The sequence below is a fragment of the Methylobacterium sp. XJLW genome (genome assembly GCF_003254375.1).
GTDB lineage: Bacteria > Pseudomonadota > Alphaproteobacteria > Rhizobiales > Beijerinckiaceae > Methylobacterium > Methylobacterium fujisawaense.
Genome location: NZ_CP016429.1, coordinates 5886915 through 5903809 on the forward strand (window position 1 = coordinate 5886915; position 16895 = coordinate 5903809).

General features: G+C 70.1%; 19 protein-coding genes. 11 read left to right on the top strand and 8 right to left on the bottom strand.

The genetic code is table 11. The features are described from left to right. Window positions 1–2: 2 nt before the first annotated feature. Window positions 3–761, top strand: coding sequence for a J domain-containing protein (locus A3862_RS27115; RefSeq protein WP_111474124.1), 759 nt, complete (start codon window positions 3–5; stop codon window positions 759–761). A gap of 104 nt (window positions 762–865) precedes the next feature. Here A3862_RS27115 and A3862_RS27120 read toward each other — a convergent pair whose 3' ends face one another. Further along, window positions 866–2335 carry a D-alanyl-D-alanine carboxypeptidase gene (locus tag A3862_RS27120; protein WP_043352005.1) on the bottom strand — a complete coding sequence of 490 codons (1470 nt, stop codon included), beginning with the start codon at window positions 2333–2335 and terminating at the stop codon, window positions 866–868. A 413-nt stretch (window positions 2336–2748) separates the two neighbouring features. On the opposite strand from A3862_RS27120, the gene A3862_RS27125 reads away from it, so the two are divergent. The 5 genes from A3862_RS27125 (at window position 2749) to A3862_RS27145 (ending at window position 7860) form a co-directional block, all read left to right on the top strand. Further along, the gene (locus tag A3862_RS27125) at window positions 2749–3021 is read left to right on the top strand and encodes a phasin family protein (RefSeq protein WP_236952864.1); all 273 of its coding nucleotides are present in this window, start codon (window positions 2749–2751) and stop codon (window positions 3019–3021) included. Between the two features lie 189 nt (window positions 3022–3210). Continuing rightward, entirely contained in the window at window positions 3211–3597 is a 387-nt protein-coding gene (clpS, locus tag A3862_RS27130; protein WP_043352001.1) for an ATP-dependent Clp protease adapter ClpS, read from the top strand. Window positions 3598–3634: 37 nt separating this feature from the next. After that, window positions 3635–6124, top strand: a complete 2490-nt coding sequence (gene clpA / locus A3862_RS27135; RefSeq protein WP_043755910.1) for an ATP-dependent Clp protease ATP-binding subunit ClpA — start codon at window positions 3635–3637, stop codon at window positions 6122–6124. Between the two features lie 91 nt (window positions 6125–6215). Beyond that, window positions 6216–6500, top strand: a complete 285-nt coding sequence (locus A3862_RS27140; protein ID WP_043350748.1) for a hypothetical protein — start codon at window positions 6216–6218, stop codon at window positions 6498–6500. Between the two features lie 61 nt (window positions 6501–6561). Then, window positions 6562–7860, top strand: coding sequence for a flavin monoamine oxidase family protein (locus A3862_RS27145; protein WP_111474125.1), 1299 nt, complete (start codon window positions 6562–6564; stop codon window positions 7858–7860). A 51-nt stretch (window positions 7861–7911) separates the two neighbouring features. On the opposite strand, the gene A3862_RS27150 is transcribed toward A3862_RS27145, so the two are convergent. The 3 genes from A3862_RS27150 to egtB are packed head-to-tail and all read right to left on the bottom strand — an operon-like array spanning window position 7912 to window position 11259. Further along, window positions 7912–8976, bottom strand: coding sequence for an adenylate/guanylate cyclase domain-containing protein (locus tag A3862_RS27150; protein WP_111474126.1), 1065 nt, complete (start codon window positions 8974–8976; stop codon window positions 7912–7914). A 21-nt stretch (window positions 8977–8997) separates the two neighbouring features. After that, entirely contained in the window at window positions 8998–9972 is a 975-nt protein-coding gene (gene egtD / locus A3862_RS27155) for an L-histidine N(alpha)-methyltransferase (RefSeq protein WP_111474127.1), read from the bottom strand. A gap of 18 nt (window positions 9973–9990) precedes the next feature. After that, window positions 9991–11259, bottom strand: coding sequence for an ergothioneine biosynthesis protein EgtB (gene egtB, locus A3862_RS27160; RefSeq protein WP_111474128.1), 1269 nt, complete (start codon window positions 11257–11259; stop codon window positions 9991–9993). Window positions 11260–11522: 263 nt separating this feature from the next. On the opposite strand from egtB, the gene murI reads away from it, so the two are divergent. Beyond that, on the top strand, window positions 11523–12398 hold the full coding sequence (gene murI, locus A3862_RS27165; RefSeq protein ID WP_053610954.1) for a glutamate racemase: 876 nt from the start codon (window positions 11523–11525) through the stop codon (window positions 12396–12398). Window positions 12399–12520: 122 nt separating this feature from the next. On the opposite strand, the gene A3862_RS27170 is transcribed toward murI, so the two are convergent. Further along, on the bottom strand, window positions 12521–12718 hold the full coding sequence (locus A3862_RS27170) for a hypothetical protein (protein WP_043755905.1): 198 nt from the start codon (window positions 12716–12718) through the stop codon (window positions 12521–12523). A 477-nt stretch (window positions 12719–13195) separates the two neighbouring features. Between A3862_RS27170 and A3862_RS27175 the strand changes: the two genes are divergently transcribed. The 4 genes from A3862_RS27175 to A3862_RS27190 all read left to right on the top strand — a co-directional run bounded on the left by A3862_RS27175 (window position 13196) and on the right by A3862_RS27190 (window position 15551). After that, the gene (locus A3862_RS27175; RefSeq protein WP_043350771.1) at window positions 13196–13408 is read left to right on the top strand and encodes a hypothetical protein; all 213 of its coding nucleotides are present in this window, start codon (window positions 13196–13198) and stop codon (window positions 13406–13408) included. Between the two features lie 106 nt (window positions 13409–13514). Next, window positions 13515–13772: a hypothetical protein gene (locus A3862_RS27180; protein WP_043350773.1), complete on the top strand. Its 258-nt coding sequence runs from the start codon at window positions 13515–13517 to the stop codon at window positions 13770–13772. Window positions 13773–13907: 135 nt separating this feature from the next. After that, window positions 13908–14549, top strand: a complete 642-nt coding sequence (locus A3862_RS27185; RefSeq protein WP_111474129.1) for a DUF47 domain-containing protein — start codon at window positions 13908–13910, stop codon at window positions 14547–14549. A 15-nt stretch (window positions 14550–14564) separates the two neighbouring features. Further along, a complete protein-coding gene (locus tag A3862_RS27190; protein WP_043350779.1) occupies window positions 14565–15551 on the top strand; it encodes an inorganic phosphate transporter in 987 nt (328 codons plus the stop codon). Window positions 15552–15608: 57 nt separating this feature from the next. On the opposite strand, the gene A3862_RS27195 is transcribed toward A3862_RS27190, so the two are convergent. The 3 genes from A3862_RS27195 to A3862_RS27205 all read right to left on the bottom strand — a co-directional run bounded on the left by A3862_RS27195 (window position 15609) and on the right by A3862_RS27205 (window position 16833). After that, window positions 15609–15944, bottom strand: coding sequence for a GCG_CRPN prefix-to-repeats domain-containing protein (locus tag A3862_RS27195; RefSeq protein ID WP_043350781.1), 336 nt, complete (start codon window positions 15942–15944; stop codon window positions 15609–15611). Between the two features lie 69 nt (window positions 15945–16013). Then, window positions 16014–16277: a GCG_CRPN prefix-to-repeats domain-containing protein gene (locus tag A3862_RS27200; protein ID WP_043755901.1), complete on the bottom strand. Its 264-nt coding sequence runs from the start codon at window positions 16275–16277 to the stop codon at window positions 16014–16016. 184 nt (window positions 16278–16461) lie between these two features. Next, window positions 16462–16833: a sensor histidine kinase gene (locus A3862_RS27205; RefSeq protein WP_236961561.1), complete on the bottom strand. Its 372-nt coding sequence runs from the start codon at window positions 16831–16833 to the stop codon at window positions 16462–16464. Window positions 16834–16895 lie beyond the last annotated feature (62 nt).

Here is a 16895-nt window from a genome sequence, read left to right on the forward strand (position 1 = left end):
CGATGGTGCTGTTTGCCGGCCTGCTCGCCTGCCTGACCCTGTGGTGGCTGTCCAAGAACGGCGGCCTCGGCCGACGGATCAGGCGCGGCCTCGGGGCGGGCCTCGGCTCAGCCCTCGGACGTGTGCGGCTGCCGACCTTCGGCGCCTTCGCGCTGCTCGCCGCCGGGTTCCTGCTCCTGCGCGGGAACTTCGTCCTGGCGGCGCTTCTCGGGCTCAGCGGCGTCTGGTTGATCGAGGGGCAGGCCGCGATGACCGCGCGGCTCCGTCGTCTGATCCGGCCGGACCCCGGTCAGGGGCCCCGCGATCCTGCGGATCGCCGCTTCCGCACGATCCTGATCGACGCGCTCCTGCGCCCGGACGGCAGCCTGCGCACCGGCCGGGTCATCGCCGGGCCAAGCGCCGGCACGTCGCTCGACGCCATGCCAACCGGTGCCGTGGTCGATCTGCTCCGGCTCTGCCGCCTTCGCGACGCCGCGGGCGCCGCCCTGTTAGAGCCGTATCTCGACCGCCGGGCGCCCGGATGGCGTGTAGACGCTGAGCGCGATCGCGACCCGCGGCCGCGCCGTCCGGCGAACCCAGGGACGATGACGCAGGAGGAGGCGTACCAGGTCCTGGGGCTTCAGCGCGGGGCGACCGCTGAGGAGATCCGGTCGGCCCACCGGTCTCTCATGAAGCGGGCTCACCCCGACCAGGGAGGCAGCGCCGAGCGGGCGGCGCGCGTCAACGCGGCCCGGGACAGGCTTCTGAACCGACATCGCTGAACTCCACGCGCGTTGTCAGAGAGATACCGATCGTCGGCCGCGGACGAACTCGGTCGCGGCCGTTCCGTGTCGGCGCGCGGGCGCGCCGGCCGGTCTCCGGAGCCTCAGCTCCGGGTGGCGAAACAGCTGAAGCCGCTGCGCTTCAGGGCCGAGCAGGCCTCCTGGGCGGAATCCTGCTCGGCGAAGCCCGAGAAGCGGGCCCGGAACAGCGTGGTGCCGCCGTGCTCGACCTTGACGGTGTAGGGTGCGGCCTTGGAGAGGCTGCCCCCCACCTTGGCACGCGCCTCAGAGAGCATCGACCGGGCCTTGCCCTCGTCGTCCATGGCCCCGAGCTGGATCACCCAGGCGGTGGGGACGACGCGGGCGCCGGAGACCGCCTTCGGCGGCTCGTCGCGCTCGAGGGAGGCCACCCGGGCCGTGGATTTGGACGCCCCCGGGAAGGGCGGCTGGGCATTGCCGCCGCCGGCATAGGCCTGGGCCGCCTTCGGGATTCCCTGCGGCCCGGGCTTCCAGGTGCCGCCCGGCGTCGTCGTCTTCGAGGGCGACAGGTCGAGGGGCTCGCCGGTGGTGCCGGTGGTCTCGACATCCTCGTCGTCGGCGGAGGCGACCTGCGTGCGGGTCCGCGAGACCGCGTCGGCGACGACTGCCGGGCGGGCGCGCTCGGCCACTTCGGTGACGGCGGGCGCGACCCGGGCGCCGGCATAGGCCCGCGGCAGGCTGGACCGGACGAGGTCGGCCATGATCCGGTCGCGGCTCGCGCCGGACTTGCCGCCGAGCACGATCGCCACGATCTGGCGGCCGTCGGACTTCGCGGCGGTCATCAGGTTGAAGCCGGAATCCCGGGTGTAGCCGGTCTTGATCCCGTCGACGCCCTGGACGTTGCCCAGCAGGTGGTTGTGGTTGCCGATCACCCGGCCGCGGAACGCGAAGGACCGGGTCTGGAAGTAACGGTAATAGCGCGGAAACCGGTCCTGGATCGCCTGGGCGAGGACGGTCAGGTCGCGGGCGGTGGTGAGCTGGTCCGGGTCGGGCAGGCCCGAGGCGTTGGCATAGCGCGTCCGGCTCATGCCCAGGGCATGGGCCTTGGCGGTCATCATCTGGGCGAAGCGCTCCTCGGAGCCGGCGATGTTCTCGCCGATGGCGCAGGCCACGTCGTTCGCCGACTTCGTCACGATCGCCTTGATGGCATCCTCGACCGTGATGGTCTGGCCCGGCCGCAGGCCGAGCTTCGACGGCGCCTGGGCGGCGGCGTGGGCCGAGATGGTCAGTTCGGAATCGAGGGCGAACTTGCCGCGCTCCATCTGCTCGAACAGCATGTAGAGCGTCATCACCTTGGTGATCGAGGCCGGGTGCCGCAGGGCGTCCTCGTTGACCGCGTGCAGGGTCTTGCCGCTTTTCACGTCCACGACCATCGCGGCGTAGGGCGGGTTGTAGCCGCCGGTGGCCCGGGCATGGTGTTGGTGCCGGCCGCGCCGGGCCTCGGCCGGCGAGGCCAGGGCCGTCAGGACCGCGGCGGCCAGGATCGCGGCCGGGAGCGCTGGAATCGTCCGGGAGCGGCCTACTACGCTACGCATCACGCCTGATTGCCTCGCGAGACCGGATCTGGCCGGTCGTATCCCCTGCAGAGCCTCCCGCCGATCGCGTGGCCCCGCTGCATCAGTGGAGAGTTAGGCAGGTGCAGTTACAGGCCCGTTAATGCGATCGCGGCGAATGCCGGATCGTGTCGTTCCGGCCATCGTTTACGGTCGATCGCTCGCGGACCGTCACCGGCCTGCCAACCCATGCCGGTTGCGGCCGGCGGGTCTTACCCGCCCGAGCTTGACGCTGGCTGTCGCGCCGCACACTCTCGCGCCGATCCGAAGAGGTCGGTCGCGGGTGGCCGGCAGGTTCGGCGGCGGTCTGGAGATCGGCGATGCAGAGGCCCCCTGCCCTTCCGTTGAGCCCGGTCGTCTCCGGGTTCAGAACGCCCCTTCATCGGTTCGGGATCGTGAGTCGGGCGGCCCAGACCCTCGGGATCACGTATGCCGACTCGTTCAAGACGGCGTTCGACGATCTCGGGGCTACCTCGCGGGCGCTGGCGGCGGCCCGCGGCCCGGCCGAACTCGTGGCGGTTCAGGCCGCATATCTGAACCGGGCCGGCGCGCGCGCCACGGCCCGCTCTGCCGCGGCCGGCGACATGATCCTCGGCCTCACCGGCGCATTTCTGCGGCCGAAGGCAGCGCTCGAAGGCGCGCCCCGTCCCGGATCGGCGCAGACGTGAGCCGCTGGCGCATGATCAGCGAGGCGGACAAGTGCGCACAGGCGTCTGGCGAAGTCGGCTCACCGTCTGTAGATTAACGGCCGTGGAGCCGAGCGCTGCTCCCGGCAGGCCAGGACTGGATCGGCCGTCAGGGCCGGCGGCGCCCGCTCCAAACGAGGGATCGGTTCGACGCACATGACACAGGTCCCCATGCAGGGCACCGCGAGTTCGACGAAGGTTCACTGGCCGGCGCGCAAAGCGGTCACGGCGTCCGGTTCGCGCGCCCCTGGCGGCGACGACCGGTCCAACACGGCGATCATCACCCGCACCAAGCCGCGGACCAAGCGGCCGAGCCTGTACCGGGTACTCCTTCTGAACGACGACTATACGCCGATGGAGTTCGTGGTCCTGGTGGTCGAGCGGTTCTTCAACAAGAGCCACGAGGACGCCTACCACATCATGATGCACGTGCATCAGAACGGGGTCGGCGAGTGCGGCGTCTTCACCTACGAGGTGGCGGAGACCAAGGTGACGCAGGTCATGGACTTCGCGCGCAAACACCAACATCCTCTCCAGTGCGTTATGGAAAAGAAATAGGCGCCGCTCGCGGTAGGCACCCACACAGAGGCCAGCTTTGCCAAGCTTCTCACGCAGCCTAGAACAAGCTCTCCACCGCGCCCTGGCGCTGGCCGGAGAACGCCGGCACGAATACGCGACGCTGGAGCATCTCCTGCTCGCCCTCGTGGACGATCAGGATGCGGCCGCGGTCATGCGTGCCTGCAACGTCGAGATCGACACGCTCAAGCGCAGCCTGGTCGACTACGTCGACACGGAACTCTCTAACCTCACCGGGGACGGACGGCAGGACGCCAAGCCCACGGCGGGCTTCCAGCGCGTGATCCAGCGGGCGGTGATCCACGTCCAGTCCTCCGGTCGCGAGGAGGTGACCGGCGCCAACGTGCTCGTGGCGATCTTCGCCGAGCGCGAGAGCCACGCCGCCTACTTCCTGCAGGAGCAGGACATGACCCGCTACGACGCGGTCAACTACATCAGCCACGGCATCGCCAAGCGCCCGGGCGCCTCCGAGGCGAAGCCCGTGCGCGGTGCCGAGGACGAGGGTGCCGCCGAGCGCCCGAGCGACGAGGGGGATCCCCGCGGCGGCGCGAAGAAGAAGGGCGACGCGCTCGACGCCTACTGCGTCAACCTCAACAAGAAGGCCCGCGACGGCAAGATCGACCCGCTGATCGGCCGCGAGACCGAGGTCCAGCGGACCATCCAGGTCCTGTGCCGCCGGCAGAAGAACAACCCGCTGCTCGTGGGTGACCCGGGCGTCGGCAAGACCGCCATCGCCGAGGGGCTGGCCCGCAAGATCATCCAGCACGAGGTGCCGGAGGTCCTGGCCGACGCGACCGTCTTCTCCCTCGACATGGGCACGCTGCTCGCCGGCACCCGCTACCGGGGCGACTTCGAGGAGCGCCTCAAGCAGGTGATGAAGGAGATCGAGGCGCACCCGAACGCCATCATGTTCATCGACGAGATCCACACGGTGATCGGCGCCGGTGCGACCTCGGGCGGGGCCATGGACGCGTCGAACCTGCTCAAGCCGGCGCTGGCCTCGGGCACGCTGCGCTGCATCGGCTCGACCACCTACAAGGAGTACCGCCAGTACTTCGAGAAGGATCGCGCCCTGGTGCGCCGGTTCCAGAAGATCGACGTCAACGAGCCGTCGATCCCCGACACGATCGAGATCGTGAAGGGCCTGCGCCCGTATTTCGAGGAGTTCCACAAGCTCAAGTACACGACCGAAGCCGTGAAGGCCGCGGTGGAGCTGTCGGCGCGCTACATCAACGACCGCAAGCTGCCCGACAAGGCGATCGACGTGATCGACGAGACGGGCGCCTCGCAGATGCTCGTGCCGGAGGCCCGCCGCAAGCGCACCATCGGCATCAAGGAGATCGAGGCGACCATCGCCACGATGGCCCGCATCCCGCCGAAGACCGTCTCGAAGGACGACGCGGTGGTGCTCCAGCACCTGACCGAGAACCTGAAGCGCGTGGTCTACGGCCAGCCGAACGCCATCGAGGCCCTGACCTCGGCGATCAAGCTGGCCCGGGCCGGGCTGCGCGACCCGGACAAGCCGATCGGCTCGTATCTGTTCGCGGGACCGACCGGCGTCGGCAAGACCGAGGCCGCCAAGCAGCTCGCCGCGTCGCTGGGCGTCGAGATGCTGCGCTTCGACATGTCGGAATACATGGAGCGCCACACGGTGAGCCGCCTAATCGGCGCACCCCCCGGCTACGTGGGCTTCGACCAGGGCGGCCTGCTCACCGACGGGATCGACCAGCACCCGCATTGCGTGCTGCTGCTCGACGAGATCGAGAAGGCTCACCCGGACCTGTTCAACATCCTGTTGCAGGTCATGGACCACGGGAAGCTCACCGACCACAACGGCAAGCAGGTCGATTTCCGCAACGTCATCATCATCATGACGTCGAATGCGGGCGCCTCGGATCTGGCGAAGGCGGCCTACGGCTTCACCCAGTCGAAGCGTTCCGGCGACGACGTGGAGGCGATCAACCGGCTGTTCGCGCCGGAATTCCGCAACCGCCTCGACGCGATCATCTCGTTCGGCCACCTGCCGAAGGAGGTGGTGGCCAAGGTGGTCGACAAGTTCGTCCTCCAGCTCGAGGCGCAGCTCGCCGACCGCAACGTCACGATCGAGCTCTCGGACGAGGCCCGCGACTGGCTGGTGGAGCATGGCTACGACGACGCGATGGGCGCCCGCCCGATGGCCCGGCTGATCCAGTCGACCATCAAGACGCCCCTCGCCGACGAGGTTCTGTTCGGCAGGCTGAAGGATGGCGGTGCGGTCCGCGTGGTCGTGCGCAAGCCGGAGGATGCCGAGGCCAAGTCGGGCGCCAAGGACAGCCTGGGCTTCGATTTCCCGGCCGGCCCCGTCACGCCCAAGCCCGAGAAGGACGTGACCAACGCCGCCAAGCGCCACAAGCGGGCCAAGCCCCGCGCCGCGGCGCGCAAGAAGACGCCGAAGGACAACAAGGGCGGCGGCGGCAGCTCGGGCGGCGGCGTCCGGACCGTGCCGAAGGTGCCACTCGTGCGCGCCTAATGGTGTGCATGCCGGCTGGCGGCCTTCCGGACTAGGGGCCGCCGGTCTATGACCGCCGCGACGCGAAAGCGCCGCGGCGAGGAGGCGCCCGATGACAGACAACCTGCACGAGGGACCCCTGTCCCCCGTCGCGCAGCCGGCGCCCCCCAAGAAGCTGACCCGGCGCGAGGAGCGGCGGCGGCGTCGTCAGCGGCGTCGGCGCGGCGAGGAGGTGCTCGCCTGGGTGCTCGTGCCGCTGATCTGCGTCGGCATCTACCTGGGCATCAGCGCCGGTTTCGACTTCTTCGGCACATCGCCCGGCCAGGTCTGGGACCAGCTGATGCAGGTCAAGGCCATGATGGAGAAGCGCTCGGGCAGCCCGGGGGCGCGCGGCTAGCGCACCGCTTTCGGTCCGCGCGCCGTGGACTGGAGCCTGGATGACTCCGAGCGGGTGCGCCATGAGACCGACCCGACGCACAGTCCTCACCTCTGCCCTCGTAGCGGCCCCGGCACTGCGCGCCTGGGCCCGCACCGGCCCGGTGGTCATCGTCGGTGCCGGGGCGGCGGGGCTGGCGGCGGCATCGGCGCTGCGGAGCGCCGGACGTAGCTTCATCCTGGTGGAGGCACGGGACCGGATCGGCGGGCGCGCCTTCACCGACAGGGCGCTCGGTGCGGCGTATCCGTTCGATGCCGGCGCCGAGTATATCCATTGGGCCGAGCGCAATCCCTGGGCGCCCATCGCCCGGGCCGCCAAGGCCCGCTTCGCCGGCGAGGAAGGCTGGGCGCGCAAGCTCGTGATCGACGGTCGCCCCGCCACCGAAGCCGAGATGGCGAACCGGCGTGCCGGCTTCTCGGGCCTCGACGCGCTCCTCGTTCCGAAGGCGGCCGACATCTCGTTGGCGGAAGCGGCCGGAATCGGCGGCCCGATGGCCGTGCAGGCCGCGGCCGGCCTCAGCCGGCTCTCGCTCGGCGAGGATCCCGAGCGCGTCTCGGCCGTGGATTACGACCGGCTCTGGTCCGGCACGGACCTCTGGGTCGACGGCTACGGCGCCCTGGTGGCGCACCATTTCGCCGACCTGCCGGTGCGGCTCGGCTGCCCGGTTCACGCGATCGACTGGTCCGGACAGGACGTCCGCATCGAGACGGGGTGTGGCACCCTCACCGCAGCCGCGGTGATCGTGACGGTGCCGGTGGGCGTGCTGAAGGCCGGTCGCGTGGCCTTCACCCCGGCCCTGCCGGCCAGCACACAGGCGGCTCTCGATGGATTGCGCATGGGCGCCTACACCAAGATCGGTCTGCGCCTCGACCCGGCGAAGCTCGATCCGGCGACCGTGGGTGATGCGGTGTCGCTGGCAAAGGGCGGACCGACGATCTACTTCGAGATGAAGCCGTTCGGCCGGTCCCTGACGGTGGCCAATCTCGGGGGCGATCTCGCCCGCGACCTGTGCCGCGTCGGTGAGGCGGCGGCCGTGGCGCTGGCCACAGAGCGCTTGGTCGCGATCCTCGGCGCGGACGCCCGGGACGCGGTCGTGGCGGGACGGCTCGCCGGCTGGTGGACGGATCCGTACGCCCTCGGATCGTACGCGATCGTCGCCCCCGGCCACGCGGAGGCCCGTGACCGCCTGCGTGACCCGGTGGGGGGACGCGTGTTCTTCGCCGGAGAGGCGCTGGCCGGCGGCGGGGCCATGACGGTGGGCGGGGCCACGCTGGACGGCGCGCGCGCCGCCCGCGACGTTCTGAAGGCGCTGTCGACCTGAGAGGGCGCGCGCGCCGTCTCTGCCCTGGAGGCCGGACGGGACCGCCCGGCCTCAGCCCGTCGCGGCGCGGCTCGAAAGCGGCACGACCGGTGCCGCGCGGGAGGACCGTCGCCGGATCGCCGCCACCGCGAGGGGTTCGGCGCGCCCCCGCAGGGCATGGGCACCGAGATCGTCCGCAATCAGGTCGTCGGGCAGTTCTCCGATCCGGTCGAGGAGATCGGCGGAAACCAGCACGTGCACCCCGAGGGTCTTCGACAGGGCCTCGAGCCGCGCGGTCGTGTTCACGACGTCGCCGAAATACGCGATCTTGTGCCGCTCCAGCCCGATCTCGGCGGTGACCACCGGGCCGCAATGCAGGGCGGCGCGGAATTGCGGGACTTGGCCGAAGCGGCTGCGCCAGCTTGCAGCCTCCGCGGCCAGACGCGCCTCGAAGTCGAAGACGCAGCGCAGGCAGGCCGCATCGCGCAACCCCCGGTCCAGCGGCCAAGTCACCAGCGCCAGATCGCCGATGTAATCGTCGATGGAGCCGCGGGCGCGCGACACCGGCAGCGCCAGGGCGTTGAACACTTGGCCGAGATAGGCCTGGGCCTCCCGGTCGCCGTAGCGGTCGGCGAAGTGCGTCGAGCCCATCACGTCGAGGAACAGGAAGATGCGCTCCTCGCTGATCGGCCGGTGATAGCGCCCGATCAGCAGGTTGGCGAACACGCCGGGACCGATCAGGTCGCGGACGCGGAACACGAACACCACGAGGGCCGAGATGCCGAGCGCGTAGAGGAGGCCTGTATCGGTCATCAGCATCGCGTTCCGCGCGCTGTACATGAAGCGGAACAGCTTGTTCAGAACGGTGCTGGCGACCGCATTCCCGATCACGATCAGCCCGATATAGAGGGCCACCGTGGCGATCAGGAACAGCGGCGTCGCGAGGGCGCGGATGCGGTCGCGCAGGCGCGGGGCCAGCAGCCTGCGCTCGTAGAGCAGGATCGGCGTGCCGATGATCGCGCCGCGGATCGCCGCGCCGGTCAGGGGACCGACGTCGAAAAGCGTCCCGTAGAGCAGCCCCGCGAGCGCCCCCAATCCAGGCGCCACCAGGAGGAACCAGGGCGGCCCGATACGCATGGGGCGGCCCCGGCCTTGTCCTCAGTCCAGCCGGAGGGCGTGGACCGAGAAGAGCTGGTTTGGATCCGTCCAGACCTTCAGCCATGTCCAGCCGGCCCGCTCGGTGAGGGCGCGGAACGTGGCCACTGTGTACTTGTAGCTGCTTTCCGTGTGGATCGTCTCGCCTGCCGCAAAGGCGAAGGTGTCGCTGCCGACCCGCACGGCCTGCGCGTCACGGGCCACGAGGTGCATCTCGATCCGCGAGGCGTTGGGGTTGAACACCGCCCGGTGGCTGAACGCGTCCGGCTCGAAGCGGCCCGCGAGTTCCCGGTTGATCCGCGTCAGGAGGTTGAGGTTGAAGGCGGCCGTGACGCCCTGGGCGTCGTCGTAGGCATTCTCCAGAACCGCGGCATCCTTCACGAGGTCGACGCCGACGATCATGTGGGCGCCCGGGCCGAGGATCCGTCCGAAGCGGTGCAGCAAACCCTCGGCCTCGTGCGGATCGAAATTGCCGATGGTCGAGCCCGGGAAGAAGCCGGCCCGCGGGAGGCCGTCGAGACTGTCCGGCAGGTTGAAGTCCTGGGTGAAGTCAGCGACCACCGGTTCGACCCGCAGATGCGGAAAGTCGCCCCGGAGCCCCTCGGCCTGCGCCCGCAGGAACTCGCCCGAGACGTCCACGGGCACATAGGCCGCGAGCGTGTCGAGATGGCCGAGCAAGCGACGGAGCTTGACGGTCGAGCCGCTGCCGAACTCGACCAGCGCCGCATGCGCGGGCAGCAACGTCGCCATCTCCGGGCCGCTGGCCTCCAGGATGCCGATCTCCGTACGGGTCGGATAATATTCTGGAAGCTGGGTGATCTCTTCGAACAGAGCGGATCCGGCCGCGTCATAGAAGTACTTCGGCGAGAGCGCCTTCTGGGGTTTCGACAGGCCCGTCCGGACGTCGTCGAGGAACGACAGGGGCGCCGCGTCCAGCGTGACCGGCGTCGCGTCGGGGAAGGTGGGCTTGATGGTCAAGGGCAGCTCCGGAGGGCGTCAGGCGGCATCGGCCAGGCGCAGGCCCGTGAATTGCCAGCGCTGGTGCGGATAGAAGAAATTGCGGTACGGCAGCCGGGCATGACCCTCGGGTGTCGCCACCGACGAGCCGCGCAGCACGAACTGGTTGGCCATGAACTTGCCGTTGTACTCGCCGAGGGCCCCCGGGAGCGGCCGGTAGCCCGGGTAGGGCATGTAGGCGCTGCGGGTCCATTGCCAGACGAGGCCGAAGGCATCCGGCAGACCGCCGTCCCGGGCCGCGACCTCCCACTCGAACTCGGTCGGCAGGAACCGGCCGGCCCAGCGGGCATAGGCGTCGGCCTCGTAGTAGCTGATGTGGGTGACGGGCGCGTCGAGATCCACAGGCCGCTGGCCGCCGAGGGTCATGGTCGCCCACCCCTCCCCGTCCCGGCGCCAGTAGCCGGGCGCCTCCCAGCCCTCCGCCGGACCGGCATACCAGCCGTCCGAGAGCCACAGCTCGGGCTTGGCATAGCCGCCGTCCTCCATGAAGCCGAGCCACTGGCGGTTGGTCACCAGCGCCCGGTCGATGCGGCCGGCCGGGATCAGCGTCTCGTGGCGGGGGGATTCGTTGTCGAACGAGAACCCCTCTCCCGTGTGGCCGATCCAGGCGATCTCCCGGCGGAGCTCGACCTGACCGCGCTGCGCGGCTGCGTCCGGGAAGCGCCAGTCCGGATCGTAGGCGGGATTGAGCGGATTCTGCGCGAAGGCGTGGAGGATGTCGGTGAGGAGCAATTCCTGATGCTGCTGCTCGTGATAGAGGCCAATCTCCAGGATCGGCAGCACCATCTCCAGGGCGCGATCGGAGGCTTGGCTCAGCAGGGTCTCGACGGCGCAGTCGATATGGGCCCGGTAGGCAGCGACCTCGGCCATGGTCGGGCGGGTGATCATGCCCCGCTGGATGCGCGGCTGCCGCGGGCCGGCCGCCACGTAGTACGAGTTGAAGAGGTAGTGTAGCCGCGCGTCGTAGATGGCGTAGCCCGGCAGATGCTCCCGCAGCAGGAACTGCTCGAAGAACCACGTGACATGCGCCCGGTGCCACTTGGTCGGGCTCGCATCCGCCATGGACTGGACCTGCTGGTCCTCGGGCGAGAGCGGTGCGGCGCGGCGCTCGGTCTCGTTCCGGACCTGCCGGAAGGCCGCGATCCACGCTGCGCGATCGATCGGTCGTGCGGTGACGGGCGGCGGCGGAAAGGCCGGTGCCCGGGGGTCGTGCGTCTCGTCCGGACGCAGTGCGGCCGTCGCTGCCATGACGATGATCCCCTTAATCCTGCCGCACCGAGAACCATTTCCTCAATTCCGGGCCGGCCGGCAGAAGATATGTCCCGGTTATGGTCCGACAACCTCTCCGACGAGCATCGGCTCGGCGCAGCCGGTCTGGTGGCACTTCGCCGCGGACGCGCGGCGGTTAACGGAACGGGTTGGGGATCGCGGATCTTTCTCTCGCCGCAGTGAGATCGCCTTAACCCTCACGGCCGAGATTTTGGGACGCTCTTCGAGGAGTCCGGGTTCTCATGCGGATCGATCTGATGGCCGGGGCCAGCCTGTCCGCCGCGGCGCTGCGCAGTGCCGCCGAGCCGACCATCCTGGTCTTCGATTCCGGGCTCGGCGGCCTCACCGTCCTCGACGCCGTGCGGCGCGCCCGCCCGGATGCCCGTTACGTCTATGTCGGCGACGATGCCGCCTTCCCCTATGGCCGGCTCGGGGAGGCGCCCCTCGTCGCCCGCGTCCTCACCGTGATGGAGCGGCTCGTCGCGACCCACAGGCCTGATCTCGTCGTGATCGCCTGCAACACCGCCTCGACGCTGGTGCTTCCGGCGCTCCGGCAGCGCTTCACGACGCCCTTCGTGGGCGTGGTGCCGCCGATCAAGCCCGCGGCCGAGGTGACGCGCTCCCGGATGATAACCCTGCTGGCGACGCCCGGCACGGTGGCGCGGTCCTACACGAGCGACCTGATCGCGACCTATGCCGGCGCCTGCGCGGTCACGCGGATCGGCTCGCAGAATCTCGCCGGCTACGCGGAAGCCGAGCTCGCCGGCGCGCCGGTGGACGATGCCGCCCTCGCCGCGGAGATCGCCCCCTGCTTCGTCACCGAGGCGGACGGCCGGCGCACCGACGTGATCTGCCTCGCCTGCACCCACTATCCCCTGCTGCTTCCGCGCCTGCAGGCCGTGGCGCCCTGGCCGGTGACCTGGATCGACCCGGCCCCCGCCATCGCCCGGCGCGTCGTGCAGCTGATCGGCCCGCTCCCGCGCGAGGCGGACCGGCACGGCTCCGCGCTCGGCGCCTTCACGGCCGGAAGCTGCCTGACCGACGCCCTGTGCACAGCCCTCGCGGCCCGCGGAATCGGTGAGGTCGGCGTGGAGTCGATCCCGTTGCCGATGCAGTAGATGGGCGCGGCGATCCCGGGCGCCACAACGGGCGCCTGAGCCCTGGGATGCGCATCCGCCCGCCCGCTCGCGTGAGCGCCGCCGGGCCCGGCCCTCGGTGCCGTGTCCGGCCCACGCGCCCCTCAGGAGGCGCTGAGGCCGGCGGCACTCGGCATGGTCGTCGACGGGGCTGCGGACGCATCGGCTTCGGTCGGAACGATCAGGTGGACGAACAGCATGCCGGCGGCGACGATCAGCGCGAGGGCGATGATCCGCCAGAGTTCGAGGATCGGCTCCTGAGCGGGCGCATCCTGGTGCGGCCTGTTGGTTTCGCTCGGCATCGCTTCCGCTTCTCCGCCTCTGACCATCCGGATCGGACACCCGGAGGATGAACGCCCCGTAAATTCCGCCCTCGATCGCCTCGTCCGATCCGTTGCCGAAGGCCGGGGCCGGCTGCGTCAGCCGGGTCCGAGGCGCGGGTCAGAATCGTCTTCGCCGTGAAGACGATGATGGTGCGTTCGACCGGAAAGCGGATGATCGCCGTGTCGCACCGGAATGGGGCGACAGGTGGACGGCCGCGGCGCATGCGCGGTGCGTCACCGCACAGACGGAGGAGCCGGTCCGTCGGCCGCAGCGCGCCGACGGCGCCGACACGTTCAGGGACGATTTGGGCCAATGGCGGGCTTCGATCAGATGTCGAAAGCTGAATACAGCTCGATACTGGGCGTTGATCGCATTCGAGAGTATGGTTTAGCTTGATTCGTGATCGCCCGCGGGTCCGAGCGGCCTGCGGCGGGGCTCCGTTCCGGGAGTGCCTGATGTTCGAGAGCATGTTTTGGGGCGCGGCGCTCGTCGCGCTGATCGGGTCGGCCGCGATCGTGGCGATCGGGGCGAGCTTCCAGCCGGGCCTTAGCCGGAGGAACGAGGTGGATCCGCGCGTGCCGGATCCGCGCCGGACCTTCGGACGCAAGCGCCGGTGGCGGCGTCCGCCGCGGGTGGCACGGCGCATCGGGCCGCTCCCGATGCGGTGAGGGCCGCTGCACCAAAGACGTACATCTCCCGGCGACCATGCGCATGATAATCTCTGATGGACTGCGGGATCGCAGTGTTCACGCCGCGCGGGAGGGTTAGGGACTGATGAGCGTGCGTCAGATTTGTGATCAGGTTCGGATCGCCGAGCAGGCCTTCACTGCCGCCCTCGGCAACATGAAGGACGCGGGTCTGCGCGAGGCGCTGAGCCGCGAGCTTCAGGAAATGGAGAGCGCCGAGATCGAGGCCGGACAAGACGCAGCCTTGGCGCGGTCGGCCTCCTGGAAGCGGGTGAAGATGCTGCATGGCCTCGGTTACCCGGTGGATTTCGGCTGGCTTCACGCCTCCACGGGACAAGCCTGCTGAGCCGCGCGGCCGGAGGGCGATCAGCAACGGTCGATTGTATCCCGGCCGCCGGATCGGCCGGCGCTTTCGCCCGTTGTGCCTGCCGGGCGTTTTCGCGCCCGGCGGATACCGCCGACCTCTCGACCCGGACACGACATGCTGGCTTGGTTTCGTGCCCTGATGCCGCGAGAGGACCGGTTCTTCGACCTGTTCGAGCGTCATGCCGCGACGCTCACGGAGGGCGCCGCCGCGCTTCGGTCGCTCCTCGACGGCACGCAAGCCGTATCGGCGGCCTACGTGGCGATCGCGGCCCATGAGGATGCCGCGGACGCGATCACCCGGGAGGCGCTTCTGGCGGTCCGCCGGACCTTCATCACGCCCTTCGACCGCAGCGATATTCAGGCCCTGGTCGGGTCCCTCGACGACGCCATCGACCAGATGCTCAAGACCGCCAAGGCGGTCCAGCTCTTCGAGGTGACCACTTTCGAGCCGGCGATGCGCGAGATGGGGGCGGTCATTCAGGAGGCCGCGCAGGTCACCGCCGAGGCCCTGCCGAAGCTGCGGGCGCTCGGCGAGAATGCCACCGCGCTGAACGGCCTGACCGAGCGCGTGATCGAGCTGGAGGGGCGGGCCGACGACCTGCACAACGACGGGTTGAAGGCCCTGTTCAAGGCGTCGGGACAGGACCCCATGGCCTTCATCGTCGGGTCGGAACTCTACGGCCACCTGGAGAAGGTCATGGATCGGTTCGAGGACGTGGCGAACCAGATCAGCAGCATCGTCGTCGAACACGTTTAAGCTGCAGGCCGCCGCGTGACATTCCTCATCGTCCTTATTGCCCTCGCGCTGGTCTTCGATTTCCTGAACGGGTTGCACGATGCCGCGAATTCCATCGCCACCATCGTGTCGACGCGGGTGCTGGCGCCCCGCTACGCCGTGTTCTGGGCGGCGTTCTTCAACTTCGTGGCCTTCCTGGTGTTCGGGCTCCACGTCGCCGGAACCGTGGGTTCGGGCATCATCGACGTCGCGGCGGTGGACGACCGGGTGATTCTCGGCGCGCTCGGCGGGGCGATCAGCTGGAACCTGATCACGTGGTATGCCGGCATCCCGTCCTCGAGCTCGCACGCCCTGATCGGCGGCCTGCTCGGCGCCGGCATCGCCAAGGCGGGGATGGGCGTGATCGTCTGGCCCGGCGTGATCGCCACCAGCGCCGCCATCGTCCTGTCGCCGGCCCTCGGCTTCGCCCTCGGCCTGGTGCTGATGCTGGCGGTCTCGTGGATCTTCATCCGTTCGACCCCGCACGCGGTGGACGGGCTGTTCCGGGGCCTGCAATTCGTCTCGGCCTCGCTCTACTCCCTCGGCCACGGCGGCAACGACGCCCAGAAGACCATGGGCATCATCGCCGCCCTGCTCTACGCCCACGGCGAGAGCGGGGCCTTTCATGTGCCGCTCTGGGTCGTGCTGTCCTGTCAGGGCGCCATGGCGCTCGGCACCCTTCTGGGCGGCTGGCGCATCGTCCACACGATGGGCTCGAAGATCACGCGCCTGACGCCCCTGCAGGGCTTCTGCGCCGAGACCGGGGGCGCCGCGACCCTGTTCGCCGCGACGGCCTTCGGCATCCCGGTCTCGACCACCCACACGATCACCGGCGCCATCGTCGGCGTCGGGGCTGCGCGCCGGGTCTCGGCGGTCCGCTGGAACGTGGCGCAGGGCATCGTGATCGCCTGGGTGATCACGATGCCGGCCGCGGCCCTGGTCGCGGCCCTGACCTACGCGGCATCGGGCCTCGTGCTGCCGTAGGACGGCCTGCGAACCGGTCGCGGCCCCGCGACGGGCGGGGCCGGATCCGGCGCGGGGTCACCAGCGGTGATGCCAGCCGCCGTGATGCCAGCCGCGGTGCCAACCGCCGTGCCAGCCACCATGCCAGCCGACACGGCGGAAGCCGCCCCAGCGGGAGCCGCCGTGCCATGCGAACCGGCGGTGCCAGCCGTAGCGGTAGCCGTAATGCCACCGGTAGCCGACGCGCCGATAGGCCGGGACGTAGACCACCGGACCGTAGCCGAGATTCGGCCGGCACCAGCCGTAGATGTTGCGGTGAAAACCGGGCCCGCAGCCGTCGCGCGCCTCGGCGCTCGAACCGGCCATCAGGACTCCCGCGGCGAGCGCCACGGGCACGACGAGGGTACGGATCATGACTCACTCCATGGGCGTCCGGCCCTAAGGCCGGACGAGGGACAGGGTGCGATCAGGCGATGCGGCGGCTCAGTTCGGCCAGCAGCGGCGGCCGTAGGGACCGATGTGGAAACCGGCCGGGCAGGAGCGGCCGCGGACATAGCCACCCCATTGCCCGCCGGTCCGGCAGCCGCCGTAGGGGCCGCGATGCCCGTAGGGGCCGCAGCCGCCGTATACCTGGACGATCCGGGCGCCGTCGAAGCCGGTGGCGACCGCGTCCTGGACCAGGGGCAGCGCCGAGGCGGGCACCGCGAGGCTGGCGAGGAAGGCGGCCGGGGCGAGGCTCTTCAACATCGATGATCTCCTTCTGCTCGATCGGGCTGGCGCGGCCTCTCGGCCGACGGCCCGCGCCGGGGCGGGGTATTGGCCGCGGCGTATGGGCGAAGGTTCGTCCCTGCGCGCTTCCCGGATGTGACCGGGATGCGCCGTCCTGTAACGTTGTGTAACCGCCGGTTGCGCGGCCGTTGCCGCGGGCCGCTCAGGACAGGCCCGGCAGGGTCACGACGAGGCGTGCGCCGCCGTTGGCGCCGGCTTCCGCCACCACCGTGCCGCCATGGGCCTCCGCGATCTGGCGGCTGATGGCGAGACCGAGGCCTGTCCCGCCGGTCTGCCGGCTCCGCGACCGCTCGACCCGGTAATAGGGGCTGAACACCGCCGTCCGCTCCGCCTCGGGGATGCCCGGCCCGTCATCCTCGACAACGATCCGGCAGACCGTTCCGGCCCGGCTCACCGCCACCGACACCGACGAGCGCCCGAACTTGACGGCGTTCCCGATCAGGTTGGCCACGACGCGGCGCAGGGCGACCGCGTCGCCGGCCACCGTGGCTGTGTAGGGCGGTGACAAAACCATCCACTGGAGCGTCGGCTTTGTGCTGATGCGGGCGGTGTAAAAGCCGGCCAGTGGAGAGGCTT